Genomic DNA, 15,468 nt, shown 5'->3' with positions numbered 1-15,468 from the left:
AATGGGTGATAATATGGATAAAATAAATTTAGAAGATAAGGAAACTTTAGAAAAGCTTAAAGATTATCTGGACAATCCGGATATGACCGATGAAGACTTGCTAAAAGTCATAGAATCTCTAACAGAAGACCAAAAAGAAGAAATCCTAGAAATAATCGCAGAAGATGACGAAGATTTTGACGATGATGATGACGATGATGACCTAATAGGATCAGCCAAAAAAGGAGTCAACACTTCCCTTGCCCCAATCAAGCGCAAGGACATGATGAAGCTATCAGACCTAAACAACGAAGAGATAGTAGAGCAATTCCAACTTGGCAACCAAAACGCCCTAGCAGCCCTAGTCGAAAAAAACCAGGGCCTAGTAAGGAGTCGTGCGTCCTATTTCTTTAGGTCCCACGGCAATGACCTAGACCTAGAAGACCTCGTCCAATCAGGCATGCTCGGCATGATAAGGGCAGCAGAGAAATTTGACCTAAGCCTAGGCTACAAATTTACAACCTATGCCTACAAGTGGATAGATAAGGCCATCAGAAAGGCCATCAACAAAGAAGGCCACACCATCAGGATTCCAGCAGGCAAATACTTAAAGCTAAATAAGCTTAAACAAATCTTAAAGGCCAACCCAGAGGCAAGCGATGAGGAACTCTACAGGATATTAGAAAACGAAGGCATCAACAAAAAACAAGCCGATGACCTTTTCCTAATAAATAGAAACCAAGTCAACTCCACCTCTCTAAATATCAACCTAGACAGCGAAGACTCCACAGGAGATGAGCTAATGGATATGGTAGGAGATGAATCGACTCCAGTAGATATGCTAATCTTAGAAAAAGACATGGAAAATTTCCTAATGCAAGCCCTAGACCAACTAACAGATAGGGAAAAGCAAATCATAATCTACAGGTATGGCCTAGACAACGAAAAACCAAAAACCCTAGAGCAAATAGGTTCTATCTACGACCTCTCCAGAGAGAGAATCCGTCAAATAGAAAACCAAGCCCTAGGCAAGCTAAAAGATTATTCTGATTTGGTTGGATAAGAAGACAAATACTCTTAGGATATCAAAGATCCTGAGGGTATTTTTTTATAAATTTTTTATATATATTGTATATTTTCCATCTAATCGGGTAAAATATTAAAAACTATTCTTAGAGATTAGAAAGGATTTTTATGATTAAAGTTGAAAATTTTACTAAGGAATACAAGATAGGAAAAAAGGCGGTGGATGACATCTCCTTTGAGGCGAAAGATGGTGAAATCTTTGGATTTCTTGGTCCTAATGGGGCTGGTAAGTCTACTACCATCAAGTCTATTGTAGGGATAAATTCTAAGACTAAGGGGGAGATTTTTATAAATGGCCTCCGTATCGAGGATGACCCTATAGCCTACAAGAGCCAGTTTTCCTATGTGCCTGACAATCCAGAATTATTCGAAAATTATTCGGGAAATGAATATATAAATTTCATAGCAGATATCTATGGGGTGGATACTGAAACTAGGAAGGAAAGGCTTGATTCTTATTTGGATTATTTTGATATAAGAGAAGCCATGAAGGACCCTATTTCTACTTATTCTCATGGTATGGCCCAAAGGCTTGCCATAATCGGTGCCCTTATCCACGACCCACAGGTTTTAATTCTTGACGAGCCAATGGTTGGTCTTGATGCTAAGTCTGCCTTTAATCTTAAGAAAATCCTTAGAGAAAGGGCGGCAGCTGGCAAGTGTGTCATGTTTTCAACCCACGTCATGGAAGTGGCTCAGGAGCTTTGCGATAGGATTGGCATTATTTCTAAGGGCAAGCTTATCGCTATAGGAACTCTTGATGAGATTAAGCATATAGCCAACAACGACGGGTCTCTTGAATCAATTTTCTTGGAGCTTACAGATGAAAAGCAAGAATATTAAAACTATAGCAGCCTATGCTTTAAGGGAAAGCTTCTTTCCTTATAGGCCATCAAAGCAAGTTGCAAACCTGCCCAAAAATTACCTGATGAGGATAATCCTTCTTATCTGGACCTATGTATTTTTGGGAGCCATATTTATAGGGGTCTTTAAGGCAAGCGCCATGATTTATGTGAGATCTGGTCAAAATCACATGTATTTTGTAAATTTTGCCATAGCTATCACCATGATGATCTTCATATTTTATGTGCCTGATATCCTCTCAAAATATTTCACCAAGGCAGATATTTCCAATTATCAGACCCTACCCCTAAGCCAGGGTGAGCTTTTCTTAGGCAAGGTAATAGGCGGGATAAGCTCATTTTTTGACTTTTTCCTATTTTTTGCCATTGGCCTATATATATATTTTGGCGAGGCTGGTTTTGACCCAATGACTTTGATTTTGGGCCTTATCACCCTCCTTCCAATGATTGCCATACCTTATGGGCTTATTTGCCTGATGATTTTACTGATTAAGAAATTTACCAATGTCAATAGGCATGCCAAGCTTTTTAAGACCCTGGGATATCTTTTGATGTTTGGGGTCATGGGAGTGATTTATTATTTCTCCTTCTCATCATCATCATCTAGTGGACCGAAATTTAATATAGATGTAGATAATGTCACATCAATGCTTGGAAATGTGTCAAATGTCTTCTTTAATGCTAAGATTTTTGGCATGAGCCTTACCGGACCAATAATACAGAGACTGGGCTTTAGCTTATTACTCTTGGCTCTTGCGGCTCTAGTATTATTTTTAGTATACAAGCTTGGAGATAAGTATTATTTTGATGCGGTCTTTGATGACCACATAGATATGGATAAGAAAAAGAAGGTTAAGGCCAAGGATGTCGAAATCAAAACATCCAGCCAATTTAAGGATATTTTCCTTAAGGATATTAAGACCTTATTTTCAAATATAGTCTTCGTGGCAGGCCCAATATCTATGGTAATAATCTTTTCGGTTATGGGCTTTACTACAGGTAGGAATCTTATTGAGGATTTGGACCCTGCTTTAATCCAAAGCTCAATGACATCTCTTATATGCTTTGCGGCAGCCTTTGCCCTAAGTCTTCTTATTTGGACTAATGGCAATCCAGCGACCACTTCCCTTTCTAGGGAGGGCAAGAGCTTTTACCTTATCCAGACCCTACCGATAGACCCTAAGAGCCATCTCTTGGCTAGGTTTACTTCAAGCTATGTGGTTATAAGTATTTTTAACCTAATACTTGCCATAGTCTATGGCTTAATTCTAAGCCTTGGTCTTATTAATAGCCTTTTATTCTTCCTTGGCCTAAGCATAGGAGGAGGCTTTGCGACTATGATTAGTCTTTACTTTGGGACCTTTGTGGTCAATACCAATTGGAAGAAGCCTCAAGAAGTTCAACAGGCAAATCCTTTGAAGTCAATAATTTTCTACCTAGGGTCCTTGCTTGTTACAGGCCTTCTTGTTGGAGGATTTTTCCTAATAGATGGTCTTACAGGATCTATGGCTATTGCAGTTGGCCTTATTATCCTTGTCCTAGTTATAATTGTTGGCCTAATCTATATGGCTTGCCTTAAAAAATACAAGAAAGGCTTTATGGACGTATAAAATTTCCCGACTTTAAAAAGTCGGGTTTTTTAGTATAGTAAGTAAGCAGAAAGGAAGAATTATGGAATATCAAAAACCCTTTATTTATATAGATACAAATTTTAGCCCAGCAGATGGGCTTTTTATAAAAATGGCCCTAGACTCTTATGATTTTGAGCTTGTGGGACTTTCAGCAAATAGGTCTTATATGTCAAGTAGCGCAGCTGGTGAAAATATCCTAGGACTTATAAATAGCGAAGAACTATATTTATCTGTGGCTAGAAATTTTGAAGATAAGGAATCTGCCTTTGATAAGGAGATTTTTAAGGCAAAAGGTGATTATCTGGAAGATATGGATGCTTTTGAAAACCTCTACGACATAGCAAGCGACTGCGGAAGATTAGATATAATCGCAAGTGGGGACCTAGGAAATATTGCCAAGGGCCTAAGAGAATTTGAAGATCTGATAGATTTTATCGACCACATATTTTTAATCTTGCCAGATGCCAAGAAAATGGATAAGGAAGACCTTGAAGACCTTGATTTTATCTTAGGATCAGGCATAGAAATATTTGCCATAGATGAGAAATTTGCAAAAAAATTCACCCTTGATGATGAAGATTTGGAAAAAATCAAAAACTCCGACCCAAATTTAGCAAGGATTTTGGAAAATTATGATAAAGAAGCCCTTGCTGGCGCTCTCCTTCTCTACCTATCCCAAAGACCAGAAGCCTTCATCTTTGATGCGGCGGGTCTTAAGGTTAATTTTGATGAAAAGACAATCGACCATTCATCACAAAGACCAAAGGCCTATCTGGTAAATAAGGTGAACGAAGAAAGCTTTTATGACTACCTAAGAGGAGTCCTATGCAATTAAGGATGCCAGGGCCAAGGATTAGAAAAACGGGTATAGCAGTCCTTATTTCCATGATCATATCCCATTTTAGGCCTGGCGAGGGCCTTGCCTTTTATTCGGCAATTGCTGCTATCATATGTATGCAGCAAAATGTCCACCAAACCTACCACAAGGGGCTAGGAAGGATAATCGGGACAATCTTTGGAGGCTTTGTGGGCCTTTTCTACCTTTTGATTTTCCCAGCTGGGTCAATTCCTGATCTTTTAAGGCTGATTATAACGGCAATCCTTGTGACAGTGGTAATATGGGTTATGGCAAATATAAATAAAAAGGATGCCGTATCCATAGCTGGCATTGTATTTTTGTCAGTTACCATCAACCACGCAGGCGACCTTGTGCCTTTTAATTTCGCCATCAACAGGATAATCGACACCCTAATCGGAGTACTTGTGGCATTTTTCGTAAATTATATAGATTTTAAGATTAAAGAATCGTAATTTCAGACTTTTAAGAGCTAAATTTAGCTTCTTTTTTATATTTATTTTAACAAATTACTAAAATGTGGTATAGTAGGGGGGATAGAATATTGCATAGAAAAGAAAGGATTATTATGAAAAAACTTACTACTCAGAAATTCGTATACATGGGTTTATTTACAGCTCTAGTGTACATATTTTCAAGGTTTTTCCAAATTCCAATAGTAACTCCTCTTGGACAAACTAGGTTTCATTTGGGAAATGTATTTTGCCTTTTAGCAGGCCTTCTTTTAGGTCCAGTCAATGGTGGACTTGCAGCAGGTGTGGGCTCAGCTTTATTTGACTTATTTGACCCAGTTTACTTCACATCAGCTCCAGTTACCTTTATCACTAAATTTGCCATGGCCTTTGTAGCAGGCATGATTTACAAAAATAGGAAAGAACTTGTAGATAAACCAAAAATTGTTATCGGATCAATTTTAGGCCAAATCACCTATGTGGTTTTATACCTAGGTAAGACCTTTATTAAAAATAAATTTATCCTTGGTCTAACCCTAGAAGCGACTATGGCAGAAGTAATCCAAAAGGCAGGAGTATCACTTACAAATGCGGTTATTTCAATAATCATAGCATCAATATTGGCTATTCCTCTCCTAAAAGCTGTAAAATTTGACGACTAGTCTCCCAAATTGGGTAAATATTAATAATAAGTAGCCCAAGATAAGGAGATTAGACATGCAAAGAAGAGAGAAAAGATTTGAAATAGCTTGTCCCAAGTGTGGGGTAAACTTTGAAAAAGACTTGCCAACAGCAATTTTTGCTGATAAGCCAGAAAGAAATGAGATTTTAGAGGGGAAATTTGGGGAAATGACTTGTCCAGAATGTGGCAGGGCCTTTATCCTAAACTACCGCTTTGCCTATACAGATGAGTCAAAGTCTTTTATGATTATAAATGACCCAGACTTCATCGACAAGAAGGCAAGGCTAGCCTTTTCCACATCCCTTGGCCTAATTGGCCTAGATAGGAAAAACGAGCTTTATAAGCACAGGCTAAGAATAACTTATGACTATCCATCCCTCAAGGAGAAGATTTTAATCTTCGAAAAAGGCCTTGATGATAGGGTAATTGAGCTTATGAAATATTTCCTAGTCCATTCCGATGACTTTGCCTATAAGGTAGAACAGATCAAAAGCTTCTACTATGGGGCAGACAATAAATTCTACCTAGAAACAGCCCTCAATGTAGGGGCAAGCCTGGATTTTTCACAAACCCTATATGATACAATCGTAAATAATTACGGGGAAATCATCAAAAAAGACCTAAATCATTTGATAGATAGGTCCTGGGCAGAGGAATTTTTGAGGGCTAAATAAAATATTTTAATCATTTAAAAAGACTTGGCTATTTGATTAGCCTGGTCTTTTTTTGAATATTTTGTATAATTTTCCTATGAAGATAAAATTAGAAGAAAAAAAACAAAGAAAAATCGTATATGACATCCTAAATATATTTTTTGACCACGAAGACATAATTTTTACCGAGGATGATTTTGACCTAGCTATTGGCCATGAAGAAATTTTCTACAAGGGCAATGTCTATAGTTTTGTTGATAATAAGAGTCTAAAGAGGACTTTGTATGAAATCTTATCGGCCCTTACTGGCTACAAGTCACCTTGGGGGACTCTTACAGGATCAAAGCCCTCCAAGCTTTTAAAAGCTAAGAGTTTAGAAGAAATCAAAGAGACCTACAAGGTCTCAGATGAGAAAATTAGGCTCTTAGAAGAGGTTAAGAGCGAACAAGAAAGGCTATCCTTTGATGAGAAAGCCTTTAGCCTTTATATAAATATCCCTTTTTGTCCCACTAGGTGTGATTATTGCTCCTATCCGACTTTAGTTGGTCCCCATCATGACAAGGGAGCTTATGTCGATTATTTAATCAGAGAGATAGAAGAAAGCAGTCTTCCAAGGACCCTTGATGCAATTTATATAGGTGGAGGTACTCCTTCGTTTTTGAGGGCGGATGAGACTATCAATTTGCTTGCTGCCATAAATAATAAATTTACCTACCAGGAATTTACCTTTGAGGCTGGCAGGGAAGATACGCTTGATAATGACAAACTTGAGGTCCTAAAGGCAGGAGGAGTTGATAGGATTTCCCTAAATCCTCAGACCTTTAATAAAAATATCCTAAAATCTCTCAACAGGCCTTATGATTATGACCATTTCCTAAATATTTATAAAAAGGCAAGGGACCTTGGCTTTATAATAAATATGGACTTTATAATAGGTCTAGAAGGAGAAAGCTCAAAAGATTTTGCCAAGAATTTTAAAATCCTAGAAGAACTCTTGCCAGATAATATCACCTTCCACGCCCTAGCCATAAAATCTGGTTCAAAGTATAAGGAGAAAGATTTGGTTGGTGGGAGAGACCAAGCCCTTATTATTTCAGAAAAAATTGATGAATTTACTAGGAAATTTTCCTACAAGCCCTACTATCTTTATAGGCAAAAAAATATCGTATCTAACCTCGAAAATGTCGGTTATCAAAGAAATAATACATCGCAGAGGTATAATATTATTATTAATGAAGAAGTCTCAAATATTATTGGCCTGGGCATGAATGCCAATTCCAAGCTTAAAAATGGAAATAAATTCAGAAATCCTAGAAATTTAAGAGATTATTACCAGGATTTTGATGAGATTTTAAGGGCCAAAAATAAGATGATTAAAGAATATTTGGAGGATATAAATGGATAAAGCTTATTCAGATTACGTATTTAAATTTTTTAGACAATTAGCAGAAATTCCTAGAGAAAGTGGCAATGAAAAGGAAGTATCTGACTTTCTTGTAAATTTTGCCAAGGAAAGAAACTTAGAAGTAAGCCAAGATGAGGCCCTAAATGTGATTATTAGAAAGCCTGCATCTAAAGGCTACGAAGACCACCCAATTGTTGCCCTTCAAGGCCACATGGATATGGTTTGTGTCAAGGTTGAGGGAAGCGATCACGATTTTGAAAAAGACCCAATCAAACTAATTGAAGAAGACGGCTGGATTACAGCTGATGGAACAACTCTAGGGGCAGATGATGGTATAGGTGTTGCCTTTATCATGGCTGTTTTAGACGATGATTCCCTAAAACATGGCCCAATTGAGGTAATTATCACAACAGAAGAAGAAACCTCAATGGGTGGTGCAGGAAGACTTGACCTTAGCCAAATTACAGCCAAATACCTAATCAACATAGATTCTGAAGAAGAAGGAATCCTAACTGTAGGTTGTGCAGGGGGTCTTGACCTTGAAGTAAACTTCCCTAAAGAATATGAACAGCCACTTGGAGACTTTGTAGAAGTTGGCCTAAAAGGCTTTGCAGGCGGCCATTCAGGTATGGAAATAGATGAATTTAGGCTAAATGCTATAAAAACCCTAGCTCGCCTTATCCAAGGCATAGATGGCCTACAAATTGCAAGGGCAAATGGTGGAGTTAAGAGAAATGCCATCCCATCAGCAGCAAGTGCTGTATTTGCAGTAGCAAATAGGAAAGATGCAATAAAAATAATCAAGGAAAGAATTGCAGAAGTTAGAAACGAATACAAGGACGTAGATCCAGATGGGGAAATTTGGGTAAAAGAAGCTAATTTTGATGGCAAGGTCCTAAGCAAAGACCTTTCAAAGAGAGTTATTGACTTTTTATACACAATCCACGATGGTCTATATAAAAAGGTAGACGGATCAATTGTCACAAGCTCAAACCTTGGCCTTCTAGAAGATAGGGAAGATTCAATCTTTGTCAACCTCATGAATAGGTCAGAAATCGACTCTCAAAAGGAAGACTGGGCCAAAAAACAAGCCCTCCTTGTAGAATATTTTGGCGGTAAAGCTGAAGTTGTAAGTGAATATTCTGGCTGGCAAAGGGAAGATTCTCCAATAATTGACCTTGCAAAAGAAGTTTGGAAGGATGTTCACGGAGATGAAATGGAAGTTTCTACAACTCACGGTGGCCTAGAATGCGGACTTTTCAAAAAGACCCTCAAAGATACAGAGATGATTTCCTTCGGTCCTGATATAGAAGGTGCCCACTCACCAGCAGAAAGGGTAAATATAGAATCAGTAGCAAATAACTACAAATTCCTAGTAGAATTACTTGAAAGAATTTAATTAAATTAGCAATAGCTGAAATCTGCTAGGGTTTCAGCTATATTTGAATTTTTTATAAAATCGTTTGCAAATTAACAAAATTCGAGTATCTTTATATTAGGGAAAAGAATATATAACGAAGGAGGTATCATGTACGAACAAAAAGTAACGCTTTCAAATGAAATTGGTTTACATGCTAGACCAGCATCCATATTTATAAGACAAGCCGTTCAATTTCCTTGTGATATAAGTGTCGAAAAAGCAGGCAGGTCATACAATGCCAAGTCTATCATGTCAGTTCTGAGCATGAGTGCTTCTAAAGGCGATGACATAATCATAAGAGCAGAAGGCGATGAAGAAGAAGAAGCCGTTAAATCGCTAATAGATTTAGTAGAAAATAAGCTAAATAGCTATTAGCATATAAATACTTACTTACTAACAAACATCAAGACGAGCAAGGGCTCGTTTTTTTGTGCCCTTTGGGGTATTGTGATTAGTGGAAGTTTATTGATAATCCCTAGTAAAAAGGTATGATTTAAGAGTAGAAAAAAAGAGAAGTATAAAGAGGTAGATATGACTGAATTATTAAAGATAGAAAATCTCCACGTTTCAGCTGGAGAAAAAGATATATTAAAGGGTATTGACCTTAAGGTAGGAAAGGGCGAGGTCCACGTAGTCATGGGGGCTAATGGATCAGGTAAATCAACCCTTATGAATGCCATCATGGCCAATCCTATTTATGAAGTTAAGGAAGGAAAGATTTATTTTGAAGGCGAAGATATAACAGATCTTAGCGTTGATAAGAGGGCTAGACTAGGTATCTTTATGTCCTTTCAACACCCAGATGAGATTCCTGGTGTAAAATTATCAGACTTTCTAAGAATTTCTGAAGAGCAAATTACAGGTTCTAAACCAAAAATTCTTGCCTTCAATAAAAAATTACAAAAAGAGATGGAAGACCTTAAGCTTAATGATTCTTATGCCAATAGGTATGTAAATGTAGGCTTTTCTGGTGGAGAGAGAAAGAAATCAGAAATCCTACAAATGCAAATGCTAAGTCCAAAGCTTGCCCTACTTGATGAGACAGACTCAGGTCTTGATGTTGATGCGGTAAGGATTGTATCAAAGGGTATAGAAGACTTCCTAGATGGGGAAAAATCTGTAATAATCATCACCCACCACAGGGAAATTTTAGCCAATATCAAGGCTGACTATGTTCACATTCTAAAAGATGGCAAGATCAAATATTCAGGGGGCGATGACCTAATGGATAGGATCGAAGCTGAAGGATACGAATGGGTGTAATATGAAAGAAATCAATATTGAAGACCAACTAAAGGATATTGACCGCGGTTATTATGACTTTTTTAATGAATTTATTTATTCAGATATCACTGAAAAGGGTCTAAATGCTGATATAGTCAACGAAATATCCGATAAGAAAAATGAACCAGAATGGATGAGAAAGAGAAGATTAAAATCTCTTGAAATATTTGAAAAGACACCAAACCCTTCTTGGGGACCAGACTTATCTGAGCTTGATATGGCAGATATCACTACCTATGTCAAGCCACCAACAGATAAGAAAACTGCCTGGGAAGCCCTACCGGAAGATATAAAAGATACCTTCGATAGGCTTGGAATACCACAAGCTGAGCAAGAAAGCCTTGCAGGTGTAGGTGCACAATACGATAGTGAGGAAGTTTACCACTCTATCCAAAAACACCTAGAAGACCAGGGAGTAATCTTTATGGACTTCACCTCAGCTATTAGAGAGCATGAAGACCTAGTCAAAAAATATTTCCAAAAGGCAATCCCACCTACACTTCATAATTATGCAGCCCTTCACGGTGCTGTTTGGTCAGGTGGTTCCCTAATCTATGTGCCAGAAGGAGTAAAGGTAGATATTCCTCTCCAATCCTACTACAGGTTAAATGCCCCAGGAGCTGGACAATTTGAACACACAATGATAATAGCAGAAGATAATTCTAGGGTTCACTTCATAGAAGGTTGTTCTGCGCCAAAATACAATGTCGTAAACCTACACGCAGGTTCAGTAGAAATTTTTGTCGGCAAAAATGCCGAAGTAAGGTTCTCAACTATAGAAAACTGGTCAAGGAATATGTACAACCTAAATACCAAGCGTGCCATAATCCAAGAAGGCGGCAAGATGATTTGGGTATCAGGATCCTTTGGATCAAAGGTATCCATGCTTTACCCAACTTCAGTCCTTGCTGGTAGAAAGGCCAGAGCAGAATATACAGGTATCACCTTTGCAGGTGACGGCCAATATATAGATAATGGTTGCTCTATGATCCACCTTGCTCCAGAGACCTATTCAACAGCGCTAACCAAGTCAATTACAGCAGGTAATGGTAAGTCCATGACTCGTTCCCTAGTTGAAATGAGGAAAAACTCAGCAGGCTCAAAATCAACCGTAGACTGTGAAAACCTAATGATTTCAGAAGGTTCCCAGTCAGATACCATACCAGTGCTTGATATTAGAAATGACGATGTAGACTGTGGACATGAGGCAAAAATCGGTTCAATTGACCAAAGCCAGGTATTTTACCTAATGAGCAGGGGAATTCCAGAAGATGAGGCCAAGTCAATGATAGTAAGAGGTTTTGCAGAGCCAGTATCAAAGCTCTTGCCTCTAGAATATGCAGTTGAGATGAATAATCTAATCGATATGGAACTTGAAGGAGCAAACGGCTGATGACAAAGATAAATCAAATGAGACAGCCAACTTGGGCCTACCTAGGACTAAATTCGGCTGATTATGAATTAGTAGAAATAGAAAAAATTCCTTTTGAAAATGAAAATTCAGAAGGCAGCTTAGATAAAGTAGATGAGGCTTTTGCTAGCGAAATTTACGGCCTAAGCGATGAAATAAAAAAAGAAAACAAAGACTTTAGAAATTATTACAAGGCTTATGATATCAAGGATAAAAAGGATACAGAATTTATTCACTTTAAGCTTGATGATGAAAATAATATCCTAGTTTCTGCCATAGACATAAATGCAGGAAGGGATTCTGAGTCTTCCTTCTTGGTTGATTTTTCTGACCAAGGAGCCAAAAAAGCTTTTATCAACTCACAAATAAGAGTGAATCTTGAAGAGGATTCTAAGGTGAAATTAGTAGTCCTTGTTAATTTATTAAGTGAGGCGACAAACCTTAACTCCATAGCCACAAGGCTAGGAGATAGGGCAGAGCTTGATATCACCTATATAGAAATAGGAGTCAGCCAATCTATGGTCAACATCAGAAATATCCTAAGAGGTCATAAGGCCAAGGTCATAGAAGATGGTATTTACTTCAAATCCAAGGAAGAATACCTAGACCTAATGGCTGTAAATGAACACTACGGCCTAGAGACAGACTCATCTGCCCTCTTTAACGGGGCCTTAAAAGAAAGAGCTGAAAAGAATTTTAAGGGCATAGTAGACCTTAGACGTGGATGTACCAAGGCAGATGGCAAGATAGGAGATTATTCTATGATGCTATCAGATCAGGTCATCAATAAGTCTGCCCCAATCCTTCTCAATGAAGAAAGAGAAGTAGCAGGCAAGCATGCCGCAAGCGTGGGCAGGATGAACAGGGAAATGCTCTTTTATATCATGAGCCGTGGCTTTAGCAAAAAGCAAGCAGAATCAATGATGCTAGAGGCAAACTTTGCCCCTGCCATAGATAAAATTGAGGATGAAGATCTAAGAAATCACATCAAAGACCAAGTCCACAAGCTAAATAGCAGGCATTAATATGGATATAGAAAAAATTAGAAATGACTTTTCCTACCTTGACTCAAAAAAGGTAGGAAAGGATGTAATATACCTAGATACAGCAGCAACTAGTCAAAAACCTAACAGGGTCATAGAAGCTGTTGATTCTTATTATAAGTACAAAAACGCCAATCCCCACAGGGGAGCCCACTATTTGTCATGGGTAGCTACAGAGGCCTATGAAAATGGTAGGGATGTCATAAAGAAATTTATAAATGCAGGATCAAGGAATGAAATAGTCTACACCAAGACTACAACCGAAGCCTTAAATCTCTTGGCCTATTCCTATGGCCTAGACAATCTAAAGGCAGGCGATGAGATCCTAATTACAATCCTAGAACATCACGCAAATCTCGTTCCTTGGCAAATGGTAGCCAAGGCTACAGGGGCAAAGCTAGTCTATGCCTACCTTAAGGAAGATGCTTCCCTAGATTATGATGACCTAAAAGCAAAAATAAACGATAAGACAAAAATTGTCTCCATAACAGGAGCTTCAAATGTCACAGGCGAGATTATAGATGTCAAAAAAATAATAAACTGGGCCAAAGAAGTAGGAGCTACAACTATAGTAGATGGGGCCCAATTAATTGCCCACAAGAAGGTTGATGTAAGAGATTTAGATTGTGATTTCCTAGTCTTTTCAGGTCATAAAATCTACGCCCCAATGGGCATAGGTGTTCTTTATGGCAAGGCTGAGCTTTTAGATAAGATGAAGCCTTTTAATCTAGGCGGAGATATGATAGAATATGTCTATGAAGATTATTCAACTTTTGCAAAAGCACCCCTCAAATTTGAAGCGGGTACACCAAATGTAGGTGGGGTAATAGGTCTGGTTGAAGCGATAAAATATGTAGAAGAAATCGGCATGGAAAATATTCACGCCCACGAGATGGAACTTACAGAATATGCCTATGACCTAATTAAGGACATAGAAAATATAAAGCTAGTTCATCCAAAATCTGCCGAAGAAGGAGCCCTAATCTCCTTCGCCTTCACAGACATCCACCCACACGACATATCCTCAATCCTTGACAGCAAGGGGATAGCAGTAAGAAGCGGCCACCACTGTGCTATGCCACTTCACACCTATCTTGGCATAAGCTCCACAGCCCGTGCATCCTTTGCCATTTACAACACCAGGGAAGAGGTCGAAATCTTTGCAAAAGAGCTTAGAAATGTAAGAAAGGTAATGGGACTATAATGGATATGCAAGAAATCTATAGTCAGATAATCCTAGATCACTCAAGAAACCAAGCCAACAAGCATGACCTAGAAGATCCTGACATCAAAGAAGACGGCCACAACCCATCTTGTGGTGACGAGATAGTATTACAATTAAAATTAGATGGGGATAAAATCGTAGATGCAGCCTTCACAGGTGATGGTTGTGCCATAAGCCAGGCAGCCACATCAGTAATGTGTGACATGCTAATAGGCAAAACCAAAGAACAGGCTGACAAGATGGCAGACATCTACCAAAGAATGATCAAAAGAGAAGATGTGACAGATGAAGAGTTAGAAGAATTAGAAGATGCAGTAGCCTTCCAAAACATCAGAAACATGCCACAAAGGGTAAACTGTGCTCTTTTGTCATGGAACACCCTAAGGGCAGTCTTAGATGAAGAAAAATAAGCTAGAAAACTTAGAATTCATCACATCCCTAATCACAGCAGGCCTAGTCTACATCCTTTGTTTCCTCCAATACAAAAAGGAAAACAAATTTTGGTGGCTAATCCTCTTAGTAGCGATATTAATGACTGCTAATGCTTATGTAAAATACAAGAAAACCAAGGCTGAGAACTAAAAGTTCTTGGCTTTTTTTAGTATAAAGAAATCTAAGCATGAGGAAAATTTTTACCAAAGTGATATAATAAAAACAAATAATGAAAAGGGAAAATTATGAAAGTCACTTATAGAGACCTAGAAAAATTAAAAGAATATGTAAATTCCAACATCAATTCCCTACCTAGGCAAACTTATCAGTCAATAGTAGATGATTTTGAGATAAAATTTACTCATGAATCAACAAAAATAGAAGGAAATACCCTGAGTATAAGCGAAGTAAAAACTCTTCTAGTAGACAATATTTCAGTAGGGGGCAAGGACTTAAGGGAAATTTATGAGGTAATAAATAACCAAAAAGCCAATTAATATATTGAAGGAGAAATTAAAAAAGGAGCCAGCCTAGCAGAAGACTTAATTAAAGACATCCATCAAATAGTAACAGAAAACATCATCCAAGGCAGTCTTACTAGAAATCACAACGTAAGAATAACAGGAGCTTCATTCAGGCCACCAGATTGGGTGGGAGTAAGGGATAATATGAAGTGGCTTGTCGGGGATTTTAATGAAAAAAATCCAAAGAAAATCCAATAGAGCAAGCAGCTTTTTTCCACGCTGAATTTGTAAGAATCCACCCATTTCCAGATGGCAATGGAAGGTGTGCGAGGATTTTATTAAACTTCATCCTAGAGATTAATGGATACAAGGGAATAATAATTAATTATACAGATAGTCCAAGATATTATGAATCCTTAGATAAGTATGCAACAACTAAGGGGCTAGATGATTTTTATAATTTGATTTTAGAAAAGGAATATGAGGTCTTAGAAGATTATAAGAATGAAATAGATAAGGCCAAGGCCTATAGGGATAATTAGTTTGATTTAATTATTATAAATTTATGATATAATATTATTA

17 protein-coding genes and 1 pseudogene are annotated in these 15,468 nt (G+C 37.8%); all 18 read left to right on the top strand.

Features of this window, described 5'->3' with window-relative positions:
* The first annotated feature begins 1 nt into the window (after position 1).
* A complete protein-coding gene (locus NH288_RS02245) occupies positions 2 to 1,042 on the top strand; it encodes a sigma-70 family RNA polymerase sigma factor (protein WP_399525091.1) in 1,041 nt (346 codons plus the stop codon).
* 131 nt (positions 1,043 to 1,173) lie between these two features.
* The gene (locus tag NH288_RS02240; protein ID WP_265212764.1) at positions 1,174 to 1,908 is read left to right on the top strand and encodes an ABC transporter ATP-binding protein; all 735 of its coding nucleotides are present in this window, start codon (positions 1,174 to 1,176) and stop codon (positions 1,906 to 1,908) included.
* Positions 1,889 to 3,538, top strand: a complete 1,650-nt coding sequence (locus NH288_RS02235; RefSeq protein ID WP_265212762.1) for a hypothetical protein — start codon at positions 1,889 to 1,891, stop codon at positions 3,536 to 3,538. Before NH288_RS02240 ends, NH288_RS02235 begins: the two co-directional genes overlap by 20 nt.
* Before the next feature lie 61 nt (positions 3,539 to 3,599).
* Complete coding sequence (locus NH288_RS02230; protein ID WP_265212761.1) at positions 3,600 to 4,394, top strand: nucleoside hydrolase; 795 nt, start codon at positions 3,600 to 3,602, stop codon at positions 4,392 to 4,394.
* Positions 4,385 to 4,870: an FUSC family protein gene (locus tag NH288_RS02225; RefSeq protein ID WP_106461451.1), complete on the top strand. Its 486-nt coding sequence runs from the start codon at positions 4,385 to 4,387 to the stop codon at positions 4,868 to 4,870. The genes NH288_RS02230 and NH288_RS02225 overlap by 10 nt, the downstream gene beginning before the upstream one ends.
* Positions 4,871 to 4,983: 113 nt before the next feature.
* Complete coding sequence (locus tag NH288_RS02220) at positions 4,984 to 5,529, top strand: ECF transporter S component (protein ID WP_265212760.1); 546 nt, start codon at positions 4,984 to 4,986, stop codon at positions 5,527 to 5,529.
* A gap of 55 nt (positions 5,530 to 5,584) precedes the next feature.
* Complete coding sequence (locus NH288_RS02215; protein WP_106461453.1) at positions 5,585 to 6,223, top strand: CpXC domain-containing protein; 639 nt, start codon at positions 5,585 to 5,587, stop codon at positions 6,221 to 6,223.
* A 76-nt stretch (positions 6,224 to 6,299) separates the two neighbouring features.
* Entirely contained in the window at positions 6,300 to 7,607 is a 1,308-nt protein-coding gene (hemZ, locus tag NH288_RS02210; RefSeq protein WP_265212757.1) for a coproporphyrinogen dehydrogenase HemZ, read from the top strand.
* Positions 7,600 to 9,006 (top strand): aminoacyl-histidine dipeptidase, encoded by a 1,407-nt coding sequence (locus NH288_RS02205; RefSeq protein WP_265212755.1) that lies wholly within the window; start codon positions 7,600 to 7,602, stop codon positions 9,004 to 9,006. Before hemZ ends, NH288_RS02205 begins: the two co-directional genes overlap by 8 nt.
* Before the next feature lie 129 nt (positions 9,007 to 9,135).
* Positions 9,136 to 9,402: an HPr family phosphocarrier protein gene (locus tag NH288_RS02200; protein WP_265212753.1), complete on the top strand. Its 267-nt coding sequence runs from the start codon at positions 9,136 to 9,138 to the stop codon at positions 9,400 to 9,402.
* 156 nt (positions 9,403 to 9,558) lie between these two features.
* Positions 9,559 to 10,290, top strand: coding sequence for a Fe-S cluster assembly ATPase SufC (gene sufC / locus NH288_RS02195; protein WP_265212751.1), 732 nt, complete (start codon positions 9,559 to 9,561; stop codon positions 10,288 to 10,290).
* Position 10,291: 1 nt separating this feature from the next.
* Positions 10,292 to 11,704: a Fe-S cluster assembly protein SufB gene (sufB, locus tag NH288_RS02190; RefSeq protein ID WP_265212750.1), complete on the top strand. Its 1,413-nt coding sequence runs from the start codon at positions 10,292 to 10,294 to the stop codon at positions 11,702 to 11,704.
* Entirely contained in the window at positions 11,704 to 12,747 is a 1,044-nt protein-coding gene (locus tag NH288_RS02185) for a SufD family Fe-S cluster assembly protein (protein WP_265212748.1), read from the top strand. The genes sufB and NH288_RS02185 overlap by 1 nt, the downstream gene beginning before the upstream one ends.
* A 1-nt stretch (position 12,748) precedes the next feature.
* On the top strand, positions 12,749 to 13,969 hold the full coding sequence (locus tag NH288_RS02180; RefSeq protein ID WP_265212746.1) for a cysteine desulfurase: 1,221 nt from the start codon (positions 12,749 to 12,751) through the stop codon (positions 13,967 to 13,969).
* Positions 13,969 to 14,400 carry a Fe-S cluster assembly sulfur transfer protein SufU gene (gene sufU, locus NH288_RS02175; protein WP_106461461.1) on the top strand — a complete coding sequence of 144 codons (432 nt, stop codon included), beginning with the start codon at positions 13,969 to 13,971 and terminating at the stop codon, positions 14,398 to 14,400. The genes NH288_RS02180 and sufU overlap by 1 nt, the downstream gene beginning before the upstream one ends.
* A complete protein-coding gene (locus NH288_RS02170; RefSeq protein ID WP_265212743.1) occupies positions 14,387 to 14,572 on the top strand; it encodes a hypothetical protein in 186 nt (61 codons plus the stop codon). The genes sufU and NH288_RS02170 overlap by 14 nt, the downstream gene beginning before the upstream one ends.
* Positions 14,573 to 14,667: 95 nt before the next feature.
* Complete coding sequence (locus NH288_RS02165) at positions 14,668 to 14,919, top strand: hypothetical protein (protein WP_265212741.1); 252 nt, start codon at positions 14,668 to 14,670, stop codon at positions 14,917 to 14,919.
* Between the two features lie 218 nt (positions 14,920 to 15,137).
* A pseudogene (locus tag NH288_RS11380) lies at positions 15,138 to 15,428 on the top strand (Fic family protein); the annotation flags it as partial.
* Positions 15,429 to 15,468 lie beyond the last annotated feature (40 nt).

The organism is Anaerococcus sp. NML200537 (genome assembly GCF_026131715.1).
GTDB lineage: Bacteria > Bacillota > Clostridia > Tissierellales > Peptoniphilaceae > Anaerococcus > Anaerococcus kampingae.
The sequence above is the reverse complement of the archived record's forward strand: the minus strand, read 5'-3'. Positions and strand labels throughout refer to the sequence as shown.

Coding starts and splice junctions, on each gene's coding strand:
- NH288_RS02245 (WP_399525091.1), top strand. CDS start 2: ATGGGTGATAATATGGATAAAATAAATTTAGAAGATAAGGAAACTTTA.
- NH288_RS02240 (WP_265212764.1), top strand. CDS start 1,174: ATGATTAAAGTTGAAAATTTTACTAAGGAATACAAGATAGGAAAAAAG.
- NH288_RS02235 (WP_265212762.1), top strand. CDS start 1,889: ATGAAAAGCAAGAATATTAAAACTATAGCAGCCTATGCTTTAAGGGAA.
- NH288_RS02230 (WP_265212761.1), top strand. CDS start 3,600: ATGGAATATCAAAAACCCTTTATTTATATAGATACAAATTTTAGCCCA.
- NH288_RS02225 (WP_106461451.1), top strand. CDS start 4,385: ATGCAATTAAGGATGCCAGGGCCAAGGATTAGAAAAACGGGTATAGCA.
- NH288_RS02220 (WP_265212760.1), top strand. CDS start 4,984: ATGAAAAAACTTACTACTCAGAAATTCGTATACATGGGTTTATTTACA.
- NH288_RS02215 (WP_106461453.1), top strand. CDS start 5,585: ATGCAAAGAAGAGAGAAAAGATTTGAAATAGCTTGTCCCAAGTGTGGG.
- hemZ (WP_265212757.1), top strand. CDS start 6,300: ATGAAGATAAAATTAGAAGAAAAAAAACAAAGAAAAATCGTATATGAC.
- NH288_RS02205 (WP_265212755.1), top strand. CDS start 7,600: ATGGATAAAGCTTATTCAGATTACGTATTTAAATTTTTTAGACAATTA.
- NH288_RS02200 (WP_265212753.1), top strand. CDS start 9,136: ATGTACGAACAAAAAGTAACGCTTTCAAATGAAATTGGTTTACATGCT.
- sufC (WP_265212751.1), top strand. CDS start 9,559: ATGACTGAATTATTAAAGATAGAAAATCTCCACGTTTCAGCTGGAGAA.
- sufB (WP_265212750.1), top strand. CDS start 10,292: ATGAAAGAAATCAATATTGAAGACCAACTAAAGGATATTGACCGCGGT.
- NH288_RS02185 (WP_265212748.1), top strand. CDS start 11,704: ATGACAAAGATAAATCAAATGAGACAGCCAACTTGGGCCTACCTAGGA.
- NH288_RS02180 (WP_265212746.1), top strand. CDS start 12,749: ATGGATATAGAAAAAATTAGAAATGACTTTTCCTACCTTGACTCAAAA.
- sufU (WP_106461461.1), top strand. CDS start 13,969: ATGGATATGCAAGAAATCTATAGTCAGATAATCCTAGATCACTCAAGA.
- NH288_RS02170 (WP_265212743.1), top strand. CDS start 14,387: ATGAAGAAAAATAAGCTAGAAAACTTAGAATTCATCACATCCCTAATC.
- NH288_RS02165 (WP_265212741.1), top strand. CDS start 14,668: ATGAAAGTCACTTATAGAGACCTAGAAAAATTAAAAGAATATGTAAAT.